18 protein-coding genes, 2 pseudogenes and 1 other annotated feature are annotated in these 25,841 nt (G+C 42.2%); of the genes and pseudogenes, 14 read left to right on the top strand and 6 right to left on the bottom strand.

Translation table 11 applies throughout. The features are described from left to right. Window positions 1-192: 192 nt before the first annotated feature. From adh to DLE54_RS05800, 3 genes are all read left to right on the top strand, one after another. The gene (gene adh / locus DLE54_RS05810) at window positions 193-1,719 is read left to right on the top strand and encodes an aldehyde dehydrogenase (RefSeq protein WP_011960448.1); all 1,527 of its coding nucleotides are present in this window, start codon (window positions 193-195) and stop codon (window positions 1,717-1,719) included. A 126-nt stretch (window positions 1,720-1,845) separates the two neighbouring features. Further along, window positions 1,846-2,172 (top strand): DUF779 domain-containing protein, encoded by a 327-nt coding sequence (locus tag DLE54_RS05805; protein ID WP_011960447.1) that lies wholly within the window; start codon window positions 1,846-1,848, stop codon window positions 2,170-2,172. Window positions 2,173-2,450: 278 nt separating this feature from the next. Further along, a complete protein-coding gene (locus DLE54_RS05800; protein ID WP_110816557.1) occupies window positions 2,451-2,825 on the top strand; it encodes a PepSY domain-containing protein in 375 nt (124 codons plus the stop codon). A 33-nt stretch (window positions 2,826-2,858) separates the two neighbouring features. On the opposite strand, the gene DLE54_RS05795 is transcribed toward DLE54_RS05800, so the two are convergent. Further along, entirely contained in the window at window positions 2,859-4,124 is a 1,266-nt protein-coding gene (locus tag DLE54_RS05795) for a tyrosine-type recombinase/integrase (protein WP_110816556.1), read from the bottom strand. A gap of 593 nt (window positions 4,125-4,717) precedes the next feature. On the opposite strand from DLE54_RS05795, the pseudogene DLE54_RS05790 reads away from it, so the two are divergent. Together DLE54_RS05790 and DLE54_RS05785 are read left to right on the top strand one after the other, a co-directional pair. After that, a pseudogene (locus DLE54_RS05790) lies at window positions 4,718-5,144 on the top strand (transposase); the annotation flags it as partial. A gap of 69 nt (window positions 5,145-5,213) precedes the next feature. Beyond that, the gene (locus DLE54_RS05785) at window positions 5,214-5,435 is read left to right on the top strand and encodes a hypothetical protein (protein WP_110816555.1); all 222 of its coding nucleotides are present in this window, start codon (window positions 5,214-5,216) and stop codon (window positions 5,433-5,435) included. 133 nt (window positions 5,436-5,568) lie between these two features. On the opposite strand, the gene DLE54_RS05780 is transcribed toward DLE54_RS05785, so the two are convergent. From DLE54_RS05780 to DLE54_RS05770, 3 genes and pseudogenes are all read right to left on the bottom strand, one after another. Further along, window positions 5,569-7,416, bottom strand: a complete 1,848-nt coding sequence (locus DLE54_RS05780; RefSeq protein WP_110816554.1) for a hypothetical protein — start codon at window positions 7,414-7,416, stop codon at window positions 5,569-5,571. Next, entirely contained in the window at window positions 7,416-11,021 is a 3,606-nt protein-coding gene (locus tag DLE54_RS05775; protein WP_110816553.1) for a DEAD/DEAH box helicase, read from the bottom strand. Before DLE54_RS05775 ends, DLE54_RS05780 begins: the two co-directional genes overlap by 1 nt. Before the next feature lie 228 nt (window positions 11,022-11,249). Beyond that, window positions 11,250-12,476: pseudogene (locus tag DLE54_RS05770) on the bottom strand (IS3 family transposase). Beyond that, window positions 12,085-12,201 (bottom strand) — a sequence feature (AL1L pseudoknot). (Overlaps the previous pseudogene by 117 nt.) An 874-nt stretch (window positions 12,477-13,350) precedes the next feature. Here DLE54_RS05770 and bioA point away from each other — a divergent pair. From bioA to bioD (DLE54_RS05745), 5 genes are all read left to right on the top strand, one after another. Beyond that, entirely contained in the window at window positions 13,351-14,658 is a 1,308-nt protein-coding gene (gene bioA / locus DLE54_RS05765) for an adenosylmethionine--8-amino-7-oxononanoate transaminase (protein ID WP_049751067.1), read from the top strand. Next, on the top strand, window positions 14,655-15,422 hold the full coding sequence (gene bioD, locus DLE54_RS05760; RefSeq protein ID WP_011960419.1) for a dethiobiotin synthase: 768 nt from the start codon (window positions 14,655-14,657) through the stop codon (window positions 15,420-15,422). The genes bioA and bioD (DLE54_RS05760) overlap by 4 nt, the downstream gene beginning before the upstream one ends. Window positions 15,423-15,489: 67 nt before the next feature. Next, the gene (locus tag DLE54_RS05755) at window positions 15,490-16,176 is read left to right on the top strand and encodes a hypothetical protein (RefSeq protein WP_011960418.1); all 687 of its coding nucleotides are present in this window, start codon (window positions 15,490-15,492) and stop codon (window positions 16,174-16,176) included. Between the two features lie 37 nt (window positions 16,177-16,213). Continuing rightward, on the top strand, window positions 16,214-17,116 hold the full coding sequence (locus DLE54_RS05750) for a PhzF family phenazine biosynthesis protein (protein WP_264755968.1): 903 nt from the start codon (window positions 16,214-16,216) through the stop codon (window positions 17,114-17,116). Window positions 17,117-17,262: 146 nt separating this feature from the next. Further along, window positions 17,263-18,153 (top strand): dethiobiotin synthase, encoded by an 891-nt coding sequence (gene bioD / locus DLE54_RS05745; RefSeq protein ID WP_011960416.1) that lies wholly within the window; start codon window positions 17,263-17,265, stop codon window positions 18,151-18,153. Between the two features lie 139 nt (window positions 18,154-18,292). Here bioD (DLE54_RS05745) and DLE54_RS05740 read toward each other — a convergent pair whose 3' ends face one another. Both DLE54_RS05740 and DLE54_RS05735 read right to left on the bottom strand, forming a co-directional pair. After that, window positions 18,293-19,036 (bottom strand): zinc-dependent peptidase, encoded by a 744-nt coding sequence (locus DLE54_RS05740; RefSeq protein ID WP_011960415.1) that lies wholly within the window; start codon window positions 19,034-19,036, stop codon window positions 18,293-18,295. Window positions 19,037-19,115: 79 nt separating this feature from the next. Beyond that, window positions 19,116-20,375, bottom strand: coding sequence for a DUF819 domain-containing protein (locus DLE54_RS05735; protein WP_110816552.1), 1,260 nt, complete (start codon window positions 20,373-20,375; stop codon window positions 19,116-19,118). 370 nt (window positions 20,376-20,745) lie between these two features. Between DLE54_RS05735 and DLE54_RS05730 the strand changes: the two genes are divergently transcribed. From DLE54_RS05730 to DLE54_RS05715, 4 genes are all read left to right on the top strand, one after another. After that, a complete protein-coding gene (locus tag DLE54_RS05730) occupies window positions 20,746-23,007 on the top strand; it encodes an ornithine decarboxylase (protein WP_110816551.1) in 2,262 nt (753 codons plus the stop codon). A gap of 134 nt (window positions 23,008-23,141) precedes the next feature. Further along, window positions 23,142-23,738 (top strand): hypothetical protein, encoded by a 597-nt coding sequence (locus DLE54_RS05725; protein ID WP_110816550.1) that lies wholly within the window; start codon window positions 23,142-23,144, stop codon window positions 23,736-23,738. A 169-nt stretch (window positions 23,739-23,907) separates the two neighbouring features. Then, entirely contained in the window at window positions 23,908-24,219 is a 312-nt protein-coding gene (locus tag DLE54_RS05720; protein WP_011960411.1) for a Trp family transcriptional regulator, read from the top strand. A 124-nt stretch (window positions 24,220-24,343) separates the two neighbouring features. Next, entirely contained in the window at window positions 24,344-25,756 is a 1,413-nt protein-coding gene (locus DLE54_RS05715) for an anthranilate synthase component I (RefSeq protein WP_011960410.1), read from the top strand. Window positions 25,757-25,841: the final 85 nt, after the last annotated feature.

Here is a 25,841-nt window from a genome sequence, read left to right as displayed (position 1 = left end):
CATATTTTATAACTATATTTTATCTATTAAGCAAGCACCGCATAAAATAAGTAACTTCCCTTCTAACTAATTAGGGATTAGGATAAGCAAGCACGCAAAGGAGAATTGCGGCTTATAAGAACCGGCCTTAACGCTTATTTATTCAAAAATAACAAAAGGTTAAGGCTTAATAATAATCACAAGGAGCGTCACATGCTTTACCAAACCCCAAATACTGACAATAGCTTGGTTAAATTCCGCGAAAAATACGATAATTTTATTGGCGGAGAGTGGGTTGCTCCCATTGATGGTGAGTATTTTGATAACACCAGTCCTATCGACGGCAAACTCATTTGCCAAGTTGCCCGTTCAAAAGCTGCCGACATCGAAAAAGCCCTAGATGCTGCACATGCGGCCAAAGAAGCTTGGGGCAAAACCAGTGTCACAGAGCGCTCAAATATCCTGCTAAAAATCGCTGACAAGATGGAAGAAAATCTTGAAAAAATCGCGGTGGCCGAATGTTATGAAAACGGCAAACCAGTTAGAGAAACCCTAGCAGCAGATATCCCTTTATCTATCGATCATTTGCGTTATTTTGCCGGCGCCATCCGTGCTCAAGAAGGCGGCATCAGTCAAATTGATGAAGATACCGTAGCCTATCATTTCCATGAGCCCTTAGGTGTGGTCGGTCAGATTATCCCTTGGAACTTCCCTCTACTTATGGCGATTTGGAAAATTGCTCCGGCATTGGCTGCAGGTAACTGTATCGTACTTAAGCCGGCTGAGCAGACGCCTGCCTCAATCTTGTATTTAATTGAAACCATTGGGCTGGCAGACATCTTGCCAAAAGGCGTATTAAACGTGGTCAATGGCTTTGGGGTAGAGGCAGGCAAGCCACTTGCGTCAAACCCTCGTATTAGCAAAATCGCTTTCACAGGTGAAACCACCACCGGTCGCCTAATCATGCAATACGCCAGTGAAAACATTATTCCTGTTACGCTAGAGCTTGGTGGTAAGAGTCCTAATATCTTCTTTGCAGACATCATGGATGAAGACGATGATTTCTTAGACAAGGCGGTAGAGGGTCTGGTGATGTTTGCGCTCAACCAAGGTGAAGTCTGTACGTGTCCTTCACGTGCACTGGTGCATGAGAGCATTTATGATGAATTTATCAAACGCTGTATTGAGCGCGTTAAAGCCATTAAACTTGGCAACCCGCTAGATACCGAAACCATGGTTGGTGCCCAAGCCAGCTCAGATCAGTTAGAAAAAATCTTATCTTATCTAGATATTGGTAAAAAAGAAGGTGCTAAAGTGCTGGTCGGCGGTGAGCAGGCCAAGCATGAAGGCGATCTTGCCAGCGGCTATTATGTGCAGCCTACTATCTTTGAGGGCACCAACGACATGCGCATTTTCCAAGAAGAAATCTTTGGACCTGTGCTGGCGGTAACTACCTTTAAGGATGATGAGGAAGCATTACGCTTGGCTAACGATACCTTGTATGGCTTAGGCGCAGGTATCTGGACCCGCAACGTGCATAAAGCTTATCGCTTTGGCCGTGGCATCCAAGCAGGCCGTGTATGGACCAACTGCTACCACCTATATCCGTCACACGCAGCCTTCGGTGGCTACAAGCAGTCAGGTATTGGTCGTGAAAACCATCTAATGATGCTAGATCATTATCAGCAAACCAAAAATATGCTGGTCTCTTATAGCACCAAGGCGATGGGCTTCTTTTAAAACCTAAATTCAACTCTGTATCAACTTACCAAAGCAATCTATCGTCAGGTGGATTGCTTTTTTTAATTTTAAGGTGCTCATTACCAAACCATAATGACAAGGCTGAATATTTTAGGAGTACAAATTATGAAAGTTGATGCCACGCCAGCCTGCATTGAGCTCATTGAGTTATTAAAATCTAAGCATGGCGAGCTGATGTTCCACCAATCTGGCGGCTGCTGTGATGGCAGCTCACCTATGTGTTATCCGCTTGGTGAGTTTAAGACAGGAGGGCAGGATGTGCTGGTAGGCGAGATTGGCGGCTGTCCTTTTTATATGGGCAAGGCTCAGTTTGAACTATGGCAGCATACTGACTTAACGATAGATGTTGTGGCCGGACGCGGTGCTAGCTTCTCGCTTGAGATACCTGAGGGCAAGCGCTTTATTGTGCGCTCTGAGATTTGTCAGATTTAAAGTTAAGCCCGCTCTAAGTACTAAAAAAAGTTAATTTATTTGTAGTAAATCATCTAAAAAACCGAGTCTAAACCGCTCGGTTTTTTCCATTTATATGGTCCTATGCTCTGCATTGACTCCGGCCGACACATAGACTGAGCAATTACAACTTATAACGCTTAAGATACTAACTATCAATATAAGACAGCTATCATAGTCATATATTTGTAATGAAATATTTCAAGCCCTGATTTAGCTAAAGAGTACTGGGTAAATTGATTTTATAAGGATAAATCCGCATGATAAAACTTAAAACATTGGCCACAGGATTTACTGCTATATTTTTGAGTGCAGCTGTTGTGGGCTGTGCATCGACACCTCTGGATACTCGAGGGATGCACTATCCTAATGGTACCTATGATAAAAAAGGGCATAATACCTATAAGCAGAACAAAAAGCATCAAAACAAAAAATATAACAAGAGCGAGTACAACCAAGGTAATGCCGAACGACTGGCCACACGTAAGCTAAATGCAATGGGTTACCAAGTACAGAAAGTCGACTATAAACAAAAGCAAGGCATTGTCAAAACCACCGCTTATCGAGGTGGCAAAAAATACAAGATTGACTTAGCTTATCCCAGCATGAATGTGGTAAAAATGAAAAAAGACTAGTAGCGAAAGACTAGTAGAGCAGGCCACTTGGTATTAACGGCTGCGCAGACTATCAATATAGTCAGCCCAGTGCTGCATCATTTGAGTACGTGTGCTTATTTCATCCAATCGGTTGTACGCTCCGCCATGGGTATCCTTGATCCTGTGGCCGAGCTGTAGCTCAGTGACAATGTCTGAATAGCGAAGCTCGGGCTGCTCCATAAGCAGTGTCTTGGCGGCGGCTCGAAATCCATGCGTACAATGTTTTCCCTTGTAACCCAGCCGGTGAAATGCCTGAACCAAAGTGGCCTTACTCATATAAGCATTGCTTGAGCTGCGTATCGAGGCGAACACATAAGGCTTATCACCGGTTATTTTTTGGATGTCACGCAGGCGAGTCATCACCTGATCTGCTAAAGGCACCACCAAGCTTGAGACCATATCTTCACGCCCTTCGCCTTTGGTTGGTGAAAAAACCCAGAGCTTATGCGCCCAATCAATCTCATCCCAGCGCATAGAGCGTAAATCAATACTGCGCACAAAGACATAAGGCAATAAGTTCATTGCCATTAACGTCAGCTCACTTGCTGCAGTAAACGTCGCCATGTCCTTCAATAAAGCGGCAAACTCATCGGGTTTGGTCAGTGCTGGCAAGTGTTTTCCTGAGCCCGCTGGTGCCAGCTCTCCACGGGTATAAATGGCGACATTGGTGTCACATAACCCACGAGCCACGGCGAATGAAAACACCTTTTCGGTATATAAACGGGTACTGGCACCCACGAAGGCAGCTTCATTATCGTTCTTTTGAATAGACTCACAAACATTCAAGATGGTTTCACTGGTGATGTCATTCATCCTCAAGTTACCAATCTCGGCGCACATATAACCCAGACACAAATCCCAAAACTTTAAGGTTGACTCGCTAAAGGTGCGCTTGCCGGTCTTACGTTGGCGGCGGCTATTGATTTTATTATCACGCCAAGCTGCAGCAATCTCAGCAAACGTGGCGTTTTTTAGATGCGCATATTTATTCACCTGCTTTTGCTGACGTATGGCTTTAGGGTCGGTGCCATTTCGCACCATATCCAATATAGACTCAGCTTTGGTTTTTGCCTCATGCAGGCTGATATCTTCCACAGAACCCAACCTCATACGCGGACGTTTATTGGGCTGATGTGGATGGGGGTAACGCAGATAATATTCTTTTTTTCCATTGGGATAGATACGTACACTAAGTCCGGGTACGCCAGCGACTGCGACCAAATAATCTTTGTCACGGCACTCAAGTCTATTAATATCCCGTCTATTATGAATAACCATACTACTCACTTTGTTGTTTTGTCATATAAATAGGAGCACACATTTTTGTACAATCTTCGCTTTTATTGTGCTAAAGTATTGTTAGTAATCTTCATCACGCCTAACGCCTAGCATTAAAGGCATACAGTTTAATAATCACCGTCTTTTATCTGTAGTCTTGCCTCTAAAATCCAGTACTAAATATCCTATTATTTGGACACCAAACTGGACACCAAAATCATCTTTATAAAAATAAAACCCTTATATATAAAAGCTTTTATGCACAATCATCCCCAAGTGTACCTTGGGGATAATTTAGTTTATTATAGAGCAAATAACACATAAATGCTGGCAAGTGACAGTTTACTAGATAGAAAAACAAATTTTCATACGAATAATAGGTACCTGTATTTGCATAGAATTATAAAAGCAAGGTGTTAGGTTAGTGCTGTTCTGTGCAAATCTGAGAGCCTATTTTTGGCCTAGAATCGGGTTAAAGGGATTTATTTAACAAGTTATTGGGTTTCAAGAATCTTGGGCTAATACTCAAATTGAGCTATGTTGAAGAAACCGTACAAATAAACTTGGTAAACTAAGCGTATTAATCGGAGTTTATCCTTGTCAAGAAAATTAGAACCTACAGTGCAGAATTCAAAGCAGAAGCCGTCAAGAAGATAGCGGACAACAATGGAAATATTTCAGCGACTGCGAAGCAGCTTGGTATCGCCATGCAAGCCTTATCGAACTGGAACAACAAAGCCAATCAAGGCAAGCTTATCGGCACAGAACAATATGATCCTGATCTTATGAGTGCTCTTCAAGAAATAAAGCAGCTCAAGCGACAAATGCTTTAAAGTCACTACGGACTCAAATCACAATAAGCTGGTCTATTCGAACGTGATTGACCAGCAATTTGATGCTAAGCGTCCTCATGAGTCTTGGGTCAGTGACATCACCTATATCTGGATAAATGAGAGTTGGTTGTACTTGGCAGGCGTTAAAGACTTATACGCCAAAGAACTTGTCCGCTATACTGATAATGCAGTTTTGGACCTAAGCGGTAACGTGGTGAGCGGTAGTGCGCAAATTTAGGATCAAAGCCGCTTAATAGTGCTCGATTTTATAACTGATAAGTCTTTAACCTGTCATCGATTAGAGGAGGACTCACAGGTTTTTGCCAACAGTTCAAATTTCCATGTTTATCGACAAATTGATGATGACCTGTCTGATTTTGCCAATAAAGCCGTCGTATATCCAAACAATAAGAGTCAAGGCACCGACGATCATACCCGCCAGCATCAAAAAATAGCCGCTTATAGCCGCTGTTTTTAGTTTAGGGCGATACTACACTAAACCGAGCTAACAACGCTCATAGAGGCGATTAACATGCTTAACAAATCATTTTGGCTGGCATGCTGGATTGTCTCAAAATCGTTTTTCGGTAATTCATAGCGTTAATTCGGATTTAAAGACTTCTAAATACTTTAATAAAATCTTTAGCTATATCCCAACCTTGAACATAAATACCTATCTCATGATAAACCTCTACAAGGTTATCAGGGGCACTTGCAGACAGCCAATTTAAGCTAGTAATCAGCAAGTCATTATTATCCCAAGCTAATACCTTGGCATGACTATTGGAATGATGTGCACCCAATTGAGATAAAGAGTCGGCAGACTTCAGATCATCATGCATCTCAACAATTTCTGAATGATCGATATAGCTTGATTTCTTAGAGTAATAATAATATTTTTTAGCTTCTGACTCTTTTAAAGCATCAAATATAGGCCTTATAGGTGAGGTGTTTATAAAGTCACTTATAATATATATCCTGTCTTTTGCTTGAGCAGCTAAGTCAATATAACTATGATGCTGGTGCTTTAGCACTAATCGCAGCTCCAGCTTTTCATTGTTAGGAATATCAACGTCATTTGGTGTATCGGCTATATTGCTTGAAAACCCCCGAAACTCCTTACGCACTTTGCTGTCAAAAGTGCTTTTTCCACAGCAAATATTAGCGGCGATCTCTAAAAAATATTTAGTAAATTGATCATTGCAAACAATAACTGACGCCTCAAATCTTTCAAATTTTGCATATAAGAAGTTGCATGAGCTGACCATAGTACACAACCCCCTGTCTGTGTGATTGGTTATAACGAACTTTGCATGCGAGTCGGTACGTCTGAAGTCATTATAATTTACAACATTTAGTATGCCTTCCTGGTGGCAGCTTTCATTAAAATCTCTTAATTTGCTTTCAACAGCCTTATCTTCACTATCTGATTTTTCAAAGTTTTCATCTGTTTCTTCGGCATTACTTTTGCCCCATAATATATAAACTTGAACGCCTCGTTTCAAAACCTCTTTAATTTCTAGAAAAAAATGAGTATAGCCATCGTCATTGACAATGCACCATTTACCTATGAAGGTAGAGTGAATGACTAAAAAGTCAGTAGAGGACTGGATTAGCTCAATGAGCTTGGCTTTAGTGTTGTGACCGCCGTAAACAAAATCTACATCACATTTCTTGGCAACGACCTTGATTTCATAGTTATTTTCATCTTTAGTCAAAGGTGTTTTAAGCAAAGAATTATCGTCTTTGATTATAGTTGGAAGTGTATTTTTGATTTGTCTAATAAGCTTGTTATTCAGCTTTTTTACTTTATTGTCATCGATTATCCTTCCTTCCTTACGACCCTCTATATACAACATATCTACCAGTAAATACTTCTTAGTAGTTAACGCATACACAGCCTCGTCATGTACGTTGTCTATTTTTTCATGCTCTCTGGCCATAACGCTATACATTTTTGTGTACTTAGGATAAGAATTGCTAGCATCTATAGGCAAGGTAACTATATTCTTGTTTTTATTAATCTCACTCATATATCTTGCATGAGTAAGCAAAGGGGAGTCAAAACTATAAAAGCTGTAATAGTTATCAAAATAATCTACAAAAACTTCTCTTCTTTTTTGATATTTATCGACCTTACAAATTAGCTCATGTTCTTTAACGCTTAAAGAATAAGCTATCTCACCCATTTCCGTTATTCTAAAAATAAAACTGTCTCTAGAAGTAACAATATCAATCCACCCGACATTGCACATGGGTAGTAAAATCTGAATGACAACTTGAGTTTCTAGATTGGAGAAGTCGCTAAGACTCTTAACAGTCATCTCTCTTTGACTTAATTCTTTTAAGAAAAGGTAATCGATAATTGACCAATTGGTTTTTCTACTAATGCTAAATGTATATTCATTAGTGAGGAATGGGATAGCAATCGTATATTTTATAGTGTTTTCTTTATTCATTAGAGGCCCAAAAATGATTTTGATTGAACAAAGTTGATGTTATTAAACACCTTATTTTCAGTATCAATTGAATGATCGTTCATTAATTCAAAATCATTAACAAACATTTCAACAAAGAGATTCAAAAATTCCCTATCTATATCGTCCAAATAACCCCTATTGTTAGTATAAGCTTTATTTTCAAGCAGCTGCCAATATCTGAATAAACCGAAACAGCCAACAATAATCATTTTATGTTTAGCTCTACTCAGCAGTACGTTCATTCTGCGCATATCTGATAAAAAACCCAAAGCAGAAGTAATAGGCTGATAACTATTATGCCTTACTAGGCTAATGATAATAACGTCGGCCTGATCACCCTGATAAGAGTCTACTGTTTTTGCTATGTCTTGATCGTTATGTGTGCTCGAAAAACAGCTATTTATCTCACTCTTTTCAACCAGGTTATTGATCATATTCACTTGATTTACATAAGGGCTGAGTATTTTGATTGAATAATCTTTATCACTATTAGTATGTATTTTGGATAATAATTCTTTAATAATACGGATTTCGTGTTTATTGACGTTCTTATTTTCAAGACTACGCATCCTAACATCACTATTTTTATCAGGTAAATCGATCCATATTACTGCATTATCTTTATTCAATCCTTCTAATTTAGAGTCCTTAAAGATAAATGGGGACGCGCTATTATAGAAATCTGCGGTTTGAGGATAATCTTTTAATTTACCCTCATATACAGCGTTAGAAACAATCCGAGAAATCTGAGGGTGCATTCTATGCTGTGTATCGATCATGCTACCAAAACTTTCTTTTCCTCGAATCCTAATACTTTCTGCACTTTGACACAGACTTTTGAATAAAGAGAAATATTTAGAAAGGTTGCTAAAATGCTCAGCTTTAGAGGCTTTGTTTATATCAGCATCGTTAAAATCAAGATCAAAAATGACGCCTTTTCTAAACCCTATATTTGACAGCTGCTCTACAACCAAGTTCATATCGAAATTACCAGGGTTTCTAATAATCTTTTTGACATGCTGTTCTGAAAATGCTGGAAGTTGCTTGTAATCACCAATAAGAACTCTTTTTCTCGATACTATCATTGGTGACACCAATTCGATACCTGATGTCTTGCCGCACTCTTCCATAACAGACACATCAAAATTGATATTATTCTCTATTAATTCTTCCATTAATTTAGAGTTAGAGGTTGTAAACACTAGATTGGCAGCACGTAAAACTTGATTGAAAAATTTAGCGTCTGATTTACTAATAAATTTATCGAGCTTCTGCTTAATAAGCGGTTCTTTGGAATATTTATTAAACATTTCACTTTTTTTGAATTTATCAATATAAGGGTTTGTCGCGTTTTGAATGAATGTTTCTACATGACTACCATCGTCATTTTTTTCAGCCTTAAAGTTTGGAATGATAATTAGGCTATCAAAAGACTCATGCTTTTTTAGTTTTTCAGTGATTTCATCATAAAGCATATTGACAGTGGCATGACTCTGAGCAGACAAAAGAACTTTTGAACTATTTTCTTCGTGGAAAAGATAATCAACATAGCTGGTTATAAGGTGTGTTTTACCCACACCTGGAGGGCCTTCAATGAAGTAATTTGGTTGGGTTTTCACCAAAGAAGAAAACACTTCTTTTTTGGATTCATCTAATGAAATAAGAGAAGCCGCAAGATCAAATTTGCGAGAGGTAACAAAGAATTTTTTGGACGGGTCTGCGATACTTGATATTAAAGAGCTTTGATTGAGTAAAAAATAAAATATTCTCTGCCGCCTTTCAAGTTGAGCGATTGTTCCATCATGGTCCTTAGGGTAAATTCTAACCAATTCTTCTGATAAATTATTTATGCTCCGCTCTAACGGTTGTTTTGTGGAGAATATATAGTCTAGATTGGGTGATTGCCCTACATACTGCGCATCTAACTTATCTTTTCTTTCCATGCTTCTACTAGACTTGGTGTTAGTCTCAATAACCCATTTGTTAGTAAGTTTAGATGGATCGCTAAAGTGTTGTTTAAATCTATCAAAAGGCTGTCTTAGGCTTAGTGAGTCTGATAGCTTGCTGTTAATATCATTATTTTCTTTTTTGTACTCTAACGTATAATAAAAGAGCCCATCATCTAGGATTAACCCTTTTCCCTCTTTTAGTTGGTCATTTTCAATGCGATCTAGGCTAATTAGGTACTTTTCCGTTTCCGAGCGCGCTACGTCAATCGCAAAAGATAACAATAACCCCTGAAGGCATTCTAGCTCAGAATCTGTATACTTCTGCTCTTTTTTGAACTGTATTAACTTTAGCTTCCATGAGTTTTCATCCGAGAACTCGTTCTTTTGCATAAGCCTAAATGCATTAGGTGTAAAAACCAAGCTCCCCTTAATTTCGATGGATTCTCTATAGTTGAGCCAGTCAGGGACGCTATCATATATTGCCGTCATATTAGAAACATACCAATCACCAAAGTTATCGTGCTTGAACTCTTTAAATCTATATAGGAAATTCCTCCCTTTTAAGATAAATTCATTGCCATATCTATCGTTAAATACAGTGAAAGGGTCTAATTTAAGATCCTCTTTGATAATGTCGACGACATCAGTATTTGTTAAATTATGAGCATCATAATTTTGACTTTGATTATCGATTAGATAATTTTTTATAGTGTTCCTGATACCACTAAAGTGAACAGAATTAAAGCCTGTTATTGCGATGTGAAATACCGGCGAGAATGAATTATCAACTTCTGACAAGTCTGTAACGGCTTGCTCTACCAATAACTTTAGCTGAGTCTTATCCACTAATTTAGTATGGCCAGTTGAATGACCCTCTAGTAGAAGTCTTACCGCCAATGCTTCGTTGCGCAGTAGTTTTTCTTGAAAACTGTTGGACTCAATTCCCAATAATTCTAATATTAAAACACCTAAGTCGCTCCAGTCTTGGTGAGTCGTGCAAATAACATCCTTGTGCTCACCCATAAATATAGGTTTATTAATCTTGTTAAAATCTAATGATTTTTCAAAACCACTCAGCACAAATCTTTCGGTGTCGTCAATTTCTTCACTTTCTTTATAAATCACGCTATTAGTATTGATGTTTCTGTGAATGATATCCTGGCCATGCAATATCTCAATGCCCTCTATCAGCCTTAATACATTTTTCCATAAAAGCATTCTACTGATAGTAGACATTATCTTGTTTTTGCTTAACCAATGACTTTTGCTCTTAGAAAACAAACCTATCCTTGTGGGCTTGGCTTCTATTTCTATTAGCTTAGTATCCAGTGCTTTAGAGTCTTGATCAGTGGGGTAGATTAGGCAGTAATTACCACTGTCATCAATGAAGCTGTCATGTATTACTTCAAGATATTTTTCTGCATTAGTAACAGACTTTAGCTTATTTAATTGCCGAGTTTCATTTAACCAAATCTCTTTGGCCAACTCTTCATTAAGTGAGTTTTTTGCATACCAAAATTTCAGTTTAAACACTGTGTCATTATCTAAATACTTCCACACTTCTAGTAAATCAGTCTGCGATTCTTCTTTAATTTTAAGCTTGAATTCATCATCTATTGAGTCTATAAATGCCATTGTTATAAATTCCAGGGTTTTATTGTGTGAAAAAATTTAGCTGATATTCAAGGGAGAGGGGAGGTGAGGTGAGGCCGCCACCAGTAAAGGTAATCAATTTAAAGAGGTATGATAAATTTTACATCCTATCATCTTTTGTTGGGATGGTATATTAGTCAATAATACCCAACGCAGCGGTTTTAAGGCAACTGAACCGTCCTGGTTTTATCGGAGACAGGTTTACTTGAGTCAGGCAGCATAACCTGACGGAATCAATGAACAATAGTAGATATTTTCCGCATCAATAGGCGATACATATCCATTGGTAGAATGCAATCGTTCATGATTGTACCAGCGTACCCAATCGAGGGTTGCTAGAGCAACATCATTTACGCGATCCCATTCTTCTTTTAAGTAATTAATCACCTCCGCTTTATATAGCCCATTGACGCTTTCAGCCGAGGCGTTGTCATAAGAATCACCTGTTTGTTGTACCTACCGAGGCAGCAAGCCCAGATTGCTTCAGCCGTTCGCCGTATTTAATCGATAGATACTGGCTACCTCTATCGGAATGATGAATCCCCCGGCTTGGTCTGCCACGAGCATCTAACGCTTGATTTAACGCATCGAGTACAAGCTGAGTGTCCATACGGGTAGATACTTTCCAACCGACGATAACACGTTTAAACACGTCAATGACAAAGGCAGTATAGACCTAGCCTGTTTTGGTCTTGATGTAGGTAAAATCAGCCACCCATAGCTTGTTTGGGGCATCTGCGGTAAAGTTGCGTTTGACAAGGTCATTTGGCTTGTCTTGGTCATCTCGCTGTTTGGTGGTGATTTTTCCTTTACCCCGCCATACGCCTTGTATACCAAGTTTCTTGATCAGACGTTCGACCGTGCAACGAGCCAATGTAGGTAAGCCGTCTTGTTTGAGCTTGTGCCAGATTTTACGAATGCCATAGCGACAGCCACGGTATTGCCAAATCTGTTTGATTTGCTCCATAAGGTGTTTGTAGCTTTGTTTGCGTCGGCTTTGCTTCTCTGGGTTCGCTTGCTCGTCTTTGATGCGGTAGTAGGTGGATGGGGCGATTGGCAGGATTCTGCAAATCGACTCGACCCCATACTTTTTCTTTTCATCATCGATGAATTTGACCATTACTTGCGTGGGCGGTCGAGTTCCGCCTGGGCGAAAAAAGCGGCTACCTTGCGAATAATTTTGTTCGCTTGTTCGAGTTCTCGGTTTTCTCGCTCAAGCTCGGAGATACGAGCAGCTTGGCTTTGAGCAGTAACGATAACAGGATTTTGCTAGTCTAGGTGATTTTTATGCCATGAGCGTAGGGTTTCGGGTGTGCAGCCAAATTTAGGTGCTATGGCTTGGATGGCCGCCCACAGTGAGGGATAATCTTTTTGTGATTCAATCAATAATTCGATGGCTCGTGTCTTAACTTCTGTTGAGTATTGTGTGTTTTTCATAAGGGTATTGTCTCAGAGTTTTGGGTCTCCGACAATCCCGGGACGGCTCAAGACTCTTTTGGTGACTCTAAATGAAAACGTATTACAACGTAGTTAGCTATGATAATAGCAGCTATAAGGTGTATATAGACTTGGACTTACTGAGATGCCAAGTAGGAGCATTATCAGAGCTTGTATACGTTCTTATCGATGATATAGAGTAATAGGCATCCAGAAGGGTTATTGCTTTTACTTTGAGCTGATTGTCACTTGGTGGCGAATACTTCTGTACCTAACATAGTTCAATCACATTCGCATTAATCAGGAAGTCGGCTAAGCTACCAACAATCGATTGATGGGTGATTTGTTTATTAGGTGATGATTAGGAGTGACAGATTATTCAGAGGGCTCATTGTGCAGTATGAAGGTAGTAAACTTAGCAATGATGAGTAGAACAAGTTTATCAAACAGGTTAACTAGCGACATGGTTTAATACGTTAAGCTCGATTACAAATACAATAGGATTAATGATAGCTTTGCACATTAACTCCTTAAGACAGCTCAGCTAGTAACTTTATTAGTGGTGATTAAGATGTCTTTATGAGTAGGTAGTACGTATGAGAATTAATCAATCATCAACCAATCTTTATAAGGATTTATCACATAATTATAATCCCATGAAGTTATTGTCTGGTATCCTTAGTTTAACATAATATACATTATGCGAAAACAAACCAACCGCTTTTATAAGATTCAAGATGACTGTCATGACTCACTTTTGGAACAATTATTGTTATGCAGAATCTATCTCTTAATATGATTCTAAATAATGCTAACATGTTGCGGCTATTTTTTATTTCGCTTTGAGATTTTTAATCATAAGTTTGCCAACGTTATGCACAATAATAATTTTAATCTATTTAATCAGCACTTCGATAACTTTGACCAGCGCCATCTGTGGCATCCATACGCAAGTCTGCCGCCATCATATCCTAATGTGGTCATAGATAAAGCTGACGGCGTTTATCTGTATACCAAATCTGGTGAGCAGCTTATCGATGGAATGTCATCTTGGTGGGCAGCCACGCACGGATACAATCATCCGAAATTAAACGCAGCGCTTACAGCTCAGTTGTCTAATATGGCCCACATCATGTTTGGCGGCTTAACCCATCAACCGGCCATTGATTTGGGCAAAAAATTGCTTTCCATTACACCTCATGGCCTAGATGCCATTTTTTATGCTGACAGCGGCAGCATTGCTGTCGAAGTTGCCTTAAAGATGGCGCTACAATATCAATTGTCTCAGAATAAGCCTGAGCGCAATCAGATAGCAACCACTCGATCCGGCTATTATGGCGATACCTGGCATGCCATGAGCATCTGTGACCCTATAAATGGAATGCACAGTATCTATGGGAAACAGCTGCCGATACAGCTGTTCACGGACAAGCCAGAAGCCGGTTACGACACGGCATTAACACCCTGTATAAAAGAAAGCTTGTGTACATTTTTTGAACAAAATCAGCATAAAATGGCCGCTTTTATCATTGAGCCTGTGGTACAAGGTGCCGGTGGTATGCGGGTTTACAGCCCTGAATATCTCCAAATTTTGCGTAAACTGTGTGATGAGTATCAGGTGTTATTAATTGCCGATGAGATAGCAACAGGCTTTGGCCGTACTGGCAAGATGTTCGCCTGCCAGCATGCCAATATATCACCTGATATTATGACTGTGGGCAAAGCATTAACTGGCGGTTATATGACCTTTGCGGCGACCTTATGCCAACGTTTTGTAGCAGACAGTATTGCCAATAGTGAGTATTCGGCGTTAATGCACGGGCCGACTTTCATGGGTAATCCCCTCGCCTGCTCTGTATCATTGGCTTCTTTAGAGCTGATTATTGAAGGTGATTATGCCAAACGTGCCCGCCACATTGAGCAGCTGTTACGGCAATATCTAAAACCGTTGGCCACCAATCATGAGGTCGCTGATGTACGCATATTAGGTGCGATTGGCGTTATAGATCTGTATGACACCGTTGATATGCCGCGGTTTCAAGCACTGCTTATCAAGCACAAAGTCTGGATTAGACCTTTTGGTAAGCTTGTGTATATTATGCCGCCGATAATTATGACCGATGAAGAATTGGCTCTATTATGTGAGCGGCTAACCCAAGTCTTGGCGGAGTATTGGTCATGAGTGTATTTTTTATCAGCGGAATCGATACCGATATTGGTAAGACCTATGCGACAGGCGCTTTAGCGCAAGCACTATTGCGGCAAATGGCGTCTAATCAACGCCTAAAGTCGGTTATCACCCAAAAGCTGGTACAAACTGGCTGCCTAGGCATTAGCGAGGATATTATTAGCCATCGAAAAATGATGGACATACCGCTACAACCGGCAGATCATGACGGCTTAACCTGCCCTTATGTATTTACAAAACCTGCCTCACCGCATCTAGCGGCCTACCTAGAAGATACTTTTATTGACCCCGCTGTGATTACCAAAGCCACTCAGGCGTTAGCGACAAGCTATGATATCGTATTACTAGAAGGTGCTGGCGGACTGATGGTGCCGCTGAGTCAGTCCTTGCTTACCCTAGATTATGTGGCAGCTATGGGCTACCCCGTTATTTTGGTGACCTCAGGACGTCTTGGCAGCATCAGCCATACGTTATTAAGTATTGAAGCATTGTCTCAGCGCCAGATACCGCTACATGCAGTGATCTATAATCAGTGGCAGCCTAATACGTATCTTGCGTCAGCGTATACGCCTGACAATGCTATTAAACAAAACACCCAGATTTACTTACAGCGCTATTTAGAACGCCACCATCCACAGACTTATTGGGTAAATCTACCCCACATAACAGACACAGATTCGGTAGATACTTCCCAAAACACATCACAGTCGATGGCTAAGTATGCTAGCGAATTACTCGATGCACTACCGACTGTTTGATAATGATCATAAAAATTAGATAACACATTTAAAATATGGTTAACCCAGACATCAAGGATAAAACGCTATGACTCAGCTGCTAAACCCCAATAGACATGCTAAGCGTGTCAAGATTAGTGCTAAGCTAGGGATGATATTGACCAGCTGCTTACTTGCCAGCGCCTGTACAGCAGCCTCTATCCCTGCCGATAGCCCGGAGCATGAGGCAAATCACTCTGATGTTAGCAATAACGATGCAGTCGCACAAAACAAAGAGACACAGGTCTTGCAGCAGGCCAAGCAGATTAAAGATGACTTAGCTGCGGGTAACTATGAGGCGCTAACCCCTTATATCCATCCTGTTAAAGGTGTGCGCTTTAGTATGTATGCTTATATACATAAAGATGCTGACAAGGTGTTTCGCCGTGAGCAATTCACCACTTACTTACAGCAGTCTCGGGTGAAATTTACTTGGGGCGCCAAAGACGGTACAGGCGACTTATACATCACCACCCTACCTAACTTTTTAGATCACTGGGTGGCCGCACAACAATATGACTTTAAAGACGCCACATTTAATCAGTTTCAAGGCTCAGGCAATAGCTTGAATAACCTTAAAGAGGTGTATCCCAATGCCGACTTTGTTGAATTTTATCACTCCGGAAAAAACCCTGAGTATCAAGGGATGGACTGGCGTGCTATGCGCCTAGTGTTTGAAGATTACCAAGGTAAATCCTATCTGGTCGCCATCGTTAACGATCAGTGGACGGTTTAACAAGTATTAAACGGTCTAATAAGTATTAAGAAGTATCATGACCTTGAACTGTGATACCGCACCAAAAAAAGAGAACCCTATGCCATTAGATATACACATAATAGATGCTTTTACAGACACGGTTTTTAAAGGCAATTCAGCAGCAGTTATAATCCTAAACCAGTGGTTAGAAGACTCGGTCATGCAGTCTATAGCCAGTCAGAACAACCTATCAGAAACGGCTTTTTTGGTAAAAAATGAGACCGATTTAGAAGATAAGGCGACGCTTGATTACCATATTCGCTGGTTCTCGCCGCTTAAAGAGATGGACTTTTGTGGTCATGCGACCTTAGCGTCTGCATTTTTATTGTTTGAACAGCATAGTACCGCCACAAGCATTCATTTTTATGCCGAAGCCGTGGGAAGCTTAATCATTCAAAAGACGCCTGAGGGTAAAATTCGTATGAATTTTCCAAATACCCTGCCGTCGCTGATTTACTCTGCCACTCATGAGCTTGCAGCAGATGTAGATCCCGCCATAAATACAGTGTTAGCGCACTTACCTAACGCACCTTATAAAATCTATAAAAACCATCAGGCTTATTTTATTATGTTTGATAATGAAGCGGCGGTTTTAGGGTTTGAACCAGACACCCTGTTGATGACACAATTGGCGCCGCTAGGTCTGGTTTTAACTGCCCAAGCGCAATCAAATAAATACAGCAAGTATGATTTTATTTCGCGGTACTTCTCTCAGGCTTTAGGCGGTGCTGAGGACCCGGTAACCGGATCTGTACATACGGCACTGGCACCATTATGGGGCAAACAACTTAGTAAAGATCAGCTGCTCGCCTACCAAGCATCAAGCCGTGGCGGCGAACTGCAATGCGAGCTACAAGGCGATAGAGTGCTGATATCAGGGCATGCTGTACGTTACTTAAGTGGAGTCATTGAGATTTAATAATAAAATAAAGCGAGGTTAAAGCCTTATGGTCAGCTTTATGGTGTGGGCTATTTAACCTACGATACCATGTTAAAGATGAGTTTTTAAGTAAGCTGTTCGGATATAATAACCAAGTACTAAAATATATAACAGAAGCAAAAATCATGAGCGTATTTTTTATTACTGGCGCCGGTCCTCATATTGGCAAAACTTATGCAACCGGCTATCTTGGCAAACAGCTTATGGAACAAGGCGTCAATGTCATCACTCAAAAACTGGTACAAACTGGCTGTGATCGCGACATCGCTACTGACATCATGATTCATCGAAAAATAATGCAAATGCCGTTGCAAATGGTTGATAAAGCATCTGAAAGCTGCCCTTTTGTATTCCCCTTCTCTGCGTCACCGTCTCTGGCCTCACAGTTACAAAATGTCAGTATTCATCCCAGACGACTTGCCGTCGCAACCAAACAACTACAGCTGAAGCACGAATTAGTCTTATTAGAAATTGAGGGCGGCATTATGTCGCCTTTAAATGAATCCGTACTGACCATAGATTATATGGCCTCGCAGGGCTATCCGGTAATAGTCATCACCTCTGGGCAAGCACAAAGTATTGATTACACCTTGTTGGTGCTTGAGACTTTAGCACGACGTGGTTTGTCGCTACACGCTCTGGTTTATAATCAATGGCACGATGTGGATGTTGAGTTCACTGAGCAGACACTACTTGATGAAAATCAATATCAGCAAGCCTTTGATGAGCACGATACGGGCACCAAGATTGCAAAACACACACGCAGCGTTTTGTGGCATTATTTAACCCAGCATCACCCTGATGCATACTGGGTAGAGATGCCTCAAGTATGCGATTATGGACTTGACCCTATTTACAAACAATGGGGTGAGTTTGAGATAACCTCACAGTCTGATTTGAATGTCACGGTAAACACCCATGCGCTGGTGCAGGCAGGCTCAAGCGTCAGTATAGAAAGCTACGCGAAGGCGATTGCTGATACACTGCTGTATAATGGCCGTGCTTACCGAGAATAGCTATTTATCAATTTATCAAGGATAACGACTGGATAAAACGATATCGACTGGATAAAACACAACAACCAAAATAGCCCGTCACTAATTAGTGTTATATAGCCACTAAAACATGCCCAAAATGAGCGTTGATTACAGTTGATTACAACGGCTGTTGCCGAAAAAACGCAACCATTAACTGATAAATATCCGGATAAGCTGCCATCAGATCATTGGGTCTTTCAAAAAACACCTCGCTTAATACCGCAAAAAACTCAGCTGGATTGGTCGCCCCATAATCATCAATGCCAGCCTTAGGGCTGTATTGAAAATCAGCAAACCCCTGCTCCATAACTTTGGTCCATTCAGTAGCATCCATATCTGACTGTATTGGCGGAAAGCCGTTGGCACGACCATTTAGCATATCAAGCTTATGCACAAATTCATGAATAACCACATTGTGCCCATCACGCCGGCCCGCATCCTTAACATCTTCCCATGATAGAATCACCGGACCACGTAGCCATGCCTCACCGCTGCGATGCTGATGTCCTTCATGTACAATCCCCATCTCATCGGTCGTGGTGCTCTTAGTACGATAACTACTCGGATAGACGATAACCGATGACCAGCCTTTATACCACTCAAGCCCCAAATTGAGTATGGGCAGGCAGGCTTGTAGTGCAATGGACTGGCGCATCTCATCTGTCACCTCAAAGCCATTTGCCCCTTGAATATGCTTTTCATGCAAAAACAAAGTGGCCAAATCAAACAGTTTTAATCGCTGAGCCTCAGATAGGCTATCTAAGACAGCAATCTTGCCCGCCACTTGGCGCCAATCATCCTCACTAAAGCGACTATCCTCTAATATACGCTGTTCTCGCCAGTCTTTTATCAGGTTGAACATGAATAACCTCCTATGGCAGGGCGGACACCAATTGCCCTAGATATATCCTATCTTACTGTCTTATTGTCCTACTATCGCTCTACCCCACAACCAAACGCATAAGCTGTGTACTAACATAACCGCCAATAGTACCCACCGCATAGCCCAATATTCCCAAGAAGACCCCCACAGGCGCAAGTGATGGATGAAAGGCCGTGGCCACAATAGGGGCTGAAGAGGCGCCGCCAGTATTGGCATTCGAGCCCACGGCTAAGAAGAAGAAAGGCGCCCGGATAAGCCTTGCCACGATAAAGACAATCACCACATGGATACACATCCATAATAGACCAATAAGTAGCAGGCGCCACTGAGAGACGAGGCCATTTAGGTTGATTTGCATGCCAATGGCAGCAATCAGAATAAAGATAAACACTGTGCCCATTTTTGAGGCGCCAATATGGTCTAAGCGGCGCACCTTCGTAAAGGAGAAACCCACACCAATTAAGGTAATGATAACCACCATCCAAAAGAACGAGCTGGCAAAGCTGTATTGCACCGCCCAAGTATACGGCGAGAAGAAGCCAGCAATCTCTGCGCCCAAGAAGTGCGCCAAACCCACCATAGCAAAGCACAGACCAAACATTACCATCAAGTCATTTAAGCTGCCGGGGCGCGCATTATCGCGCTCATAGCTCTCAACCGCTGCCACCACTTTTTCAATACTGCCGGTATCTGCACGCAAAAACTTATCAATTTTCTCGCTGTGTTTGGCCATCACCAAGATAGCCAATAGCCATAAAGAGGCATTGGTGGTATCAACCAATATCATCATGCCAAACAAGTCATCACTGACCCCAAACAGCTCCTTCATGGCCGCTTGGTTGGCCGCACCACCAATCCAGCTGCCGGCCACTGCCGAAAACCCCCGCCATAAAGTGTCATCCATAAACATCTCAGGAGAGATCCATTTGGCAATGCCTAAGCTTATCGGCCCACTGATGATAATGGCAAAGCTTGCTGCAAAGAACATGGCAATGGCTTTCCAGCCCAATCCCAAAATCTTAGGCACATCCATCGACAGTGTCATCAGCAGTAAGCTGGCAGGCAATAAATAAGTGGCGGTAAAGTTATATATTTGCGAGCCAATACCTTCTGCAAACACCCCTAAGCTATTTAAAGTAGCAGGAATAAAGCAGCACAGTACGATGCCGGGTAATACCGCATAAAACCTGCGCCAGAATTTGCCCGGTAGGCCTTGGGTATAAAAAACCAAGCCAATAATGGCCATGATGATGCCAAAAGCTAATGGCAAGCTTTCAATGGCCGTGACTGAGGCAAGTAGATGAGATAAATCAGGCATTGGCTAACTCCGGTCAGGATAGCAAAATAAAATGGACTGCTAAAAAGCAACGTTTATTGCAAAAAAATCACGTCAGTATAAAGAAGCCCTATTTTTGCTGCAACACAATCGTAATAAAGCTTAATATGGCCTGCCAGCACAATACCGCCTGCCGCTATAAGCATAATAAAGCCCGCCGTCAACCTAAACGAATGGCGCACAGGTTATCAAAGGCAAACACAAAGCAATGAATGAGTCAGATAATTAGCGTAAAATGACGGACAAATTTGCTAAATGAAAGCATCTTGGGAATAATACGCACCCTTGCTGCTTAATAGTAGCCTATCTTAGATATCAGCATACCCGCTTATAAAGAATTAAGGAAAGTATAATGAAAATAGCCGTCAGCGATGGCATCGAATACGCGCTCAATTGTAACTACCGTTTGACGGAAGTTGAAGCCACTGATTTTACCAATATTGCCGTCATTGTGGTGACTATGGAAGATTTGCCCAAGGCGCATGCTGAAATTGAAGATTTGGGCTTTAGCATTCCTATCTTTGTGGCCATCAAGTATGGCGATAGCGTTCCTGATGAATGGCTGCCTCACGTATACGGCGTGCTAGAGCTGGCTGATGATCAAAAATACTATAACGGCCAGTTGGTCAATGCCGCAGCAGCGCACTATATAGACACCCTAGATCCTCCGTTTTTCCAAGCGCTACGTGAGTATACCGATTATGGCAATGCCGCCTTTGATTGCCCGGGTCATCAAGGTGGTCAGTTTTTTCGCCGCCATCCCTCAGGTCGCCGCTTCTTTTTATACTTCGGTGAGACCCTATTTCGTGCTGACTCCTGTAATGCGGATGTGGGCTTAGGCGATTTATTGATTCATGAAGGCCCTGCTTTTCAAGCGCAGGCCCATGCCGCCAAAGTGTTTAACGCCGACAAAACCTATTTTGTATTAAACGGTACGTCTTCTTCGAACAAAATCGCCATTGGTGCCCTTGTGGCGCATGATGATCTGGTACTCTTTGATCGCAATAACCACAAGTCTGTGTATCAAAGTGCACTGTCTATGAGTGGCGGTACGGCGGTATACCTTGAGACTGACCGTAATGCATACGGCCTTATAGGAGGCATTGCCTCACACTGCTTTGATGAGGCGGAGATTCGTGAGCGCATTCGTGAGGTATCTCCAGAACGTGCTGATGCAAAGCGCCCTTTTCGTCTGGCCGTGATCCAGCTGGGTACCTATGACGGTACCATTTATAATGCTCGCCAAGTGGTGGATAAGATTGGTCATTTATGTGACTACATCTTGTTCGATAGCGCTTGGGTTGGCTATGAGCAGTTTATCCCTATGATGCAAGATTGCTCACCGCTATTATTAGAGCTGACGCCAGATGACCCAGGTATTATTGTGACTCAGTCAGTGCACAAGCAGCAAGCCGGCTTCTCACAAGCCTCACAAATCCACAAAAAAGACAATCACATCAGTGGGCAGGCGCGTTATGTCAACCACAAGCGTTTTAACAATGCGTTTATGATGCATGTGTCGACCAGCCCTTTTTATCCGCTGTTTGCCTCTTTGGATGTTAACGCTAAGATGCACGAGGGCAAAGCGGGTCAGCGTATGTGGCATGAGTGTGTCATTGGGGGGATTGAAGCGCGCAAAATGCTGCTCGATACCTGCACTTTAATTAAGCCGTTTGTGCCGCCAACCATTGATGGCAAGCTGTGGCAAGATTACGATACTGAGCAAATTGCCAATGACATTCGCTTCTTTGAATTTAAAGAAGGTGAGCGCTGGCATGACTTCGAGCAATATGCCGACAAGCAGTACTTTATTGACCCTTGTAAGCTGCTATTGACCACCCCTGGCATCAATATGGATACAGGTGAATATGAAGCAACTGGTGTGCCCGCCCCGCTGCTGGCGCATTATCTGCGTGAAAGCTCGGTCATTCCAGAAAAAGCGGATTTAAACTCCATTCTTTTTTTGCTAACCCCTGCCGAGACGCTGGCCAAGTTCCAGCATCTGGTGGCGCGTATTGTACGCTTTGAGGCGCACATTAAGTCTAACAGTCCGGTGAGCGAGGTGCTGCCCTCACTGGCCAAAGCTTACCCACAATATCGAAGCTTAGGTATCAATGAGCTGTGTCAGCGTCTGCATGATTTTTATGCCAAGCACAAGCTGAACCAGTTACAGCAGCAAATGTTTAAGCGTGAGCACCGTCCTAAGTTTGCGATGCGTGCTTTTGATGCGCACAATGCCTTTATTCGTAATGACATTGAGCTGGTGCCTTTGGCGCATATTGAAGGCCGTATTGCGATGGAAGGTGCCCTGCCTTATCCGCCTGGCGTCTATTGTATCGTGCCTGGTGAAGTTTGGGGCGGCGCAGTGCTGGATTATTTCTTAGCATTAGAAGAAGGGGTTAATTCCTTGCCAGGCTTTGAGCCGGAGGTTCAAGGCGTGTACTGGGAGTATAATGAAGAAGGCCGCAAGCAGGCATGGGCTTATGTGCTAAAAGATGACTCTATCCCTGCCGAGCCACTACCTTACAAAGCGTCTAGCGAGATTGAGCCTTATCACGACTCAGCCTCTTTTGAAGACAGACAAGAGGCGTTGACGCCTTTTGGTCATATTTAGTCTAAATGCGTTGTCTTAAAATGTGTTGTTTTAAATAGCATCAATTGACCTTTGGCTTGTGGCATTAGGCGATACCTGTTATAAACTCACTAACAAAGGTCATATTTTATCTTTTTCGTCACTGAGACTTATCCATGAATCGTTCCAAAGTTTTGCAGTATGTTAGCTACTCCGCCCTACTTTTAGCCCTAAGTGGCTGTGCTTCTACCCCAGACACAGCCGCTAAACGTCCGGTGATCAGCACACCGAGCTCAAGCAAACCTGTGGTAAAAAATGATGCCCCCATCCCTTTTACTGCTAATGAGATCAAAGACATCAGCGCCGCGTTTCATCCCGGCAGCTGTGACTTGAGCAAGCTTAAGCAGCAAAGTGAAAAATATTACCTAGATGATACCTGGGTGAATTTGTATGAGCGCACACCGCAGCCTTTATCCGCTTTAGATGATCAGACCAGCTGTTTTTTGGCGCAAAGCAATGAGCTGTACGCGTATAGCGACGATTTTTATGATGAATCTCCAGAGAGCTTAAATCAAAGCTGGTTTAAGGGAAACATCCCCAATGATGCCAAAATAACCACCATGCGCTACCTAACCCCAAAAGCGCTGTTGGCTCAGTGTGACCCAGATTTGGGCCGCCCTGTGATTATTGATTATGAAAAAGATGCCAAAGGTCATATCAGCCGCACCATCTTAATCAATGAAGATTTTGATCCCAGTTGCCTAAACAAATAAGGCTAAGCGTTAAGAAGACTCAACGTAAAGTTACTGCGGTAGACTGCGTTAGTTCACCACAAAAAAAGCAGCCTGTGTCAGGCTGCTTTTTTTGTGACATAAAATTGAGGGTTTACATTGATGTACTACTGTACTAGAATACTGAAACATAGTTTTAACGGACAGTATTATGACCACCCCAAACCCCGCTTATAAAAGCCTACTTGGCCATTTGGCACATCTGACCTGCGACAAAGAGATTGATGCAGTATTGTCAGCGCTTTTAACTGATAAAGAGCAGCAAGATATTGCCAATCGTGTGCGTATCTTTGATTTGTTACAGCAAGGGGTGACCCAGCGCGTTATCTCTCAGCAACTGGGCGTGGGGATCGCCACAGTATCGCGCGGTGCCAGAGCGCTACAGCAACAAGATGCGACAGCCATTGATAAGCTTTTGGCCACTCATCGTCAGCAAGAGGCGGCCAATAGTAAGATAGAATAAATCTATCTTATTGTCTTTATACCAAATTGTCTTCATATCAAGTTATCTTAACACACATGACCTTTTATCCTCATTTTTACTGCATATTTACTGATTACACCCTTGTCTTTTTTGGAATTTATTTATGAGTACAGCCACCGTAAAGCAGCCTGATCCCATTGCCATACCCAGCAAGCCGGTTCGTATTAAACTGACCCAAGACATTGATTTTTTTGAGTTATTTAAGCGCATTGAAGCGCAGTTTGATACCTGCTATCTGCTTGAGTCATTGGGCGCAGAAGGTCATATGTCTCGTCATCATGCCATTGGCTTCTCGCCAGCCATGACAATCGCCGCACCCGATCGCCAAACCTTACGCATTACTGACAATCACAGCGGTGAGGTAACCGACTATCCCACCGACAATCCTTACCAGCTGCTGCGCAGCATCACCCCTCAGCATGTGATTGCTCGTGATCAAACCGGTGGACTGGTGGGGTATCTTGGGTATGACAGCGTCAATTTTTTTGAGCCTAGCCTCAATGCCAAAGCCAGCGAGCATTTCGAAGCCTTCAAATTTGGCGTCTACCTAGATGGCCTAACCCTCGATAAAATGACCGGTGAAATCTTCTATTTTTATTACCCCACTCATCAGCAGCAAAACCGCATCGATACCGTAAAACAGCTTCTAAGCTCACCTGTACCCAGCTATAGCACACCTACCGTTGAATTCTTAGGTGATGGCATGAGTCGTGAGCAGCATGCCCAAGCGGTAATGCAGGTCAAAGAGGACATCATCTCAGGGCGTATTTTTCAGTGTGAGGTCGGCTTTAAGTCCAAATATAAGATTAGCGGTGATCACATTCCTATTTATGAAAAGCTGCGTGAGGTAAACCCCTCACCGCACATGTACTTTATGAAATTCGGTACCCAGCGCATTATTGGTGCTTCACCTGAGCTGTTGTTCCGCCTGCGTCAAGGTGAGATGGAGACTTATCCGCTGGCAGGTACAGCCAGACGCGGCAAAGATGAGGTTGAAGACCGTCAATTGGCGCGCGCCTTGCTAAACGATGCCAAAGAGATTGCTGAGCACAATATGCTCGTTGACTTGCACCGTAATGATATTGGCCGAGTCGCCCGCTTTGGTACGGTCAAAGTACGCAGCCTAATGGACATTAAGCGCTACTCTCACGTGCAGCACATCTCATCAGAGATTGTCGGCGTATTACACCCTGATGAGGACATGTTCAGCGCACTTGCCAGCAACTTCCCAGCCGGCACCTTATCTGGCGCCCCAAAAATTGAAGCCATTAAGATTATTAATGAGCTAGAGCCCGATGGCCGCGGTGCTTATGGCGGAGCGCTGGGTTCATTTAACTTCAATGGCGACTGTATTTTTGCCATTCCCATTCGCAGTCTGTTTATCAATGGTGAGTCCGCTTATGCACAAACTTGTGGCGGCAATGTCTATGATTCAAACCCACAAGATGAGTATCTAGAGATTCAGCGCAAATTATCAGCGATGAAGGTGGTGCTAGACAGTTTTATTCATAGCTAAAGCTGTCTTTGGCATAGATCTGTCTTTAGCATAGGCAGACGCCTTATCGAGCCTATACTTATATCAAAAAAATAGCTAAAAACTA

This window comes from Psychrobacter sp. YP14, from assembly GCF_003209315.1.
GTDB lineage: Bacteria > Pseudomonadota > Gammaproteobacteria > Pseudomonadales > Moraxellaceae > Psychrobacter > Psychrobacter raelei.
This window is presented reverse-complemented; position numbering and strand designations above follow the sequence as displayed.

Bases quoted from the DNA above. Each gene is read 5' to 3' on its own strand.
- adh (WP_011960448.1), top strand. From the start codon at position 193: ATGCTTTACCAAACCCCAAATACTGACAATAGCTTGGTTAAATTCCGC.
- DLE54_RS05805 (WP_011960447.1), top strand. From the start codon at position 1,846: ATGAAAGTTGATGCCACGCCAGCCTGCATTGAGCTCATTGAGTTATTA.
- DLE54_RS05800 (WP_110816557.1), top strand. From the start codon at position 2,451: ATGATAAAACTTAAAACATTGGCCACAGGATTTACTGCTATATTTTTG.
- DLE54_RS05795 (WP_110816556.1), bottom strand. From the start codon at position 4,124: ATGGTTATTCATAATAGACGGGATATTAATAGACTTGAGTGCCGTGAC.
- DLE54_RS05780 (WP_110816554.1), bottom strand. From the start codon at position 7,416: ATGAATAAAGAAAACACTATAAAATATACGATTGCTATCCCATTCCTC.
- DLE54_RS05775 (WP_110816553.1), bottom strand. From the start codon at position 11,021: ATGGCATTTATAGACTCAATAGATGATGAATTCAAGCTTAAAATTAAA.
- bioA (WP_049751067.1), top strand. From the start codon at position 13,351: ATGCACAATAATAATTTTAATCTATTTAATCAGCACTTCGATAACTTT.
- bioD (WP_011960419.1), top strand. From the start codon at position 14,655: ATGAGTGTATTTTTTATCAGCGGAATCGATACCGATATTGGTAAGACC.
- DLE54_RS05755 (WP_011960418.1), top strand. From the start codon at position 15,490: ATGACTCAGCTGCTAAACCCCAATAGACATGCTAAGCGTGTCAAGATT.
- DLE54_RS05750 (WP_264755968.1), top strand. From the start codon at position 16,214: ATGACCTTGAACTGTGATACCGCACCAAAAAAAGAGAACCCTATGCCA.
- bioD (WP_011960416.1), top strand. From the start codon at position 17,263: ATGAGCGTATTTTTTATTACTGGCGCCGGTCCTCATATTGGCAAAACT.
- DLE54_RS05740 (WP_011960415.1), bottom strand. From the start codon at position 19,036: ATGTTCAACCTGATAAAAGACTGGCGAGAACAGCGTATATTAGAGGAT.
- DLE54_RS05735 (WP_110816552.1), bottom strand. From the start codon at position 20,375: ATGCCTGATTTATCTCATCTACTTGCCTCAGTCACGGCCATTGAAAGC.
- DLE54_RS05730 (WP_110816551.1), top strand. From the start codon at position 20,746: ATGAAAATAGCCGTCAGCGATGGCATCGAATACGCGCTCAATTGTAAC.
- DLE54_RS05725 (WP_110816550.1), top strand. From the start codon at position 23,142: ATGAATCGTTCCAAAGTTTTGCAGTATGTTAGCTACTCCGCCCTACTT.
- DLE54_RS05720 (WP_011960411.1), top strand. From the start codon at position 23,908: ATGACCACCCCAAACCCCGCTTATAAAAGCCTACTTGGCCATTTGGCA.
- DLE54_RS05715 (WP_011960410.1), top strand. From the start codon at position 24,344: ATGAGTACAGCCACCGTAAAGCAGCCTGATCCCATTGCCATACCCAGC.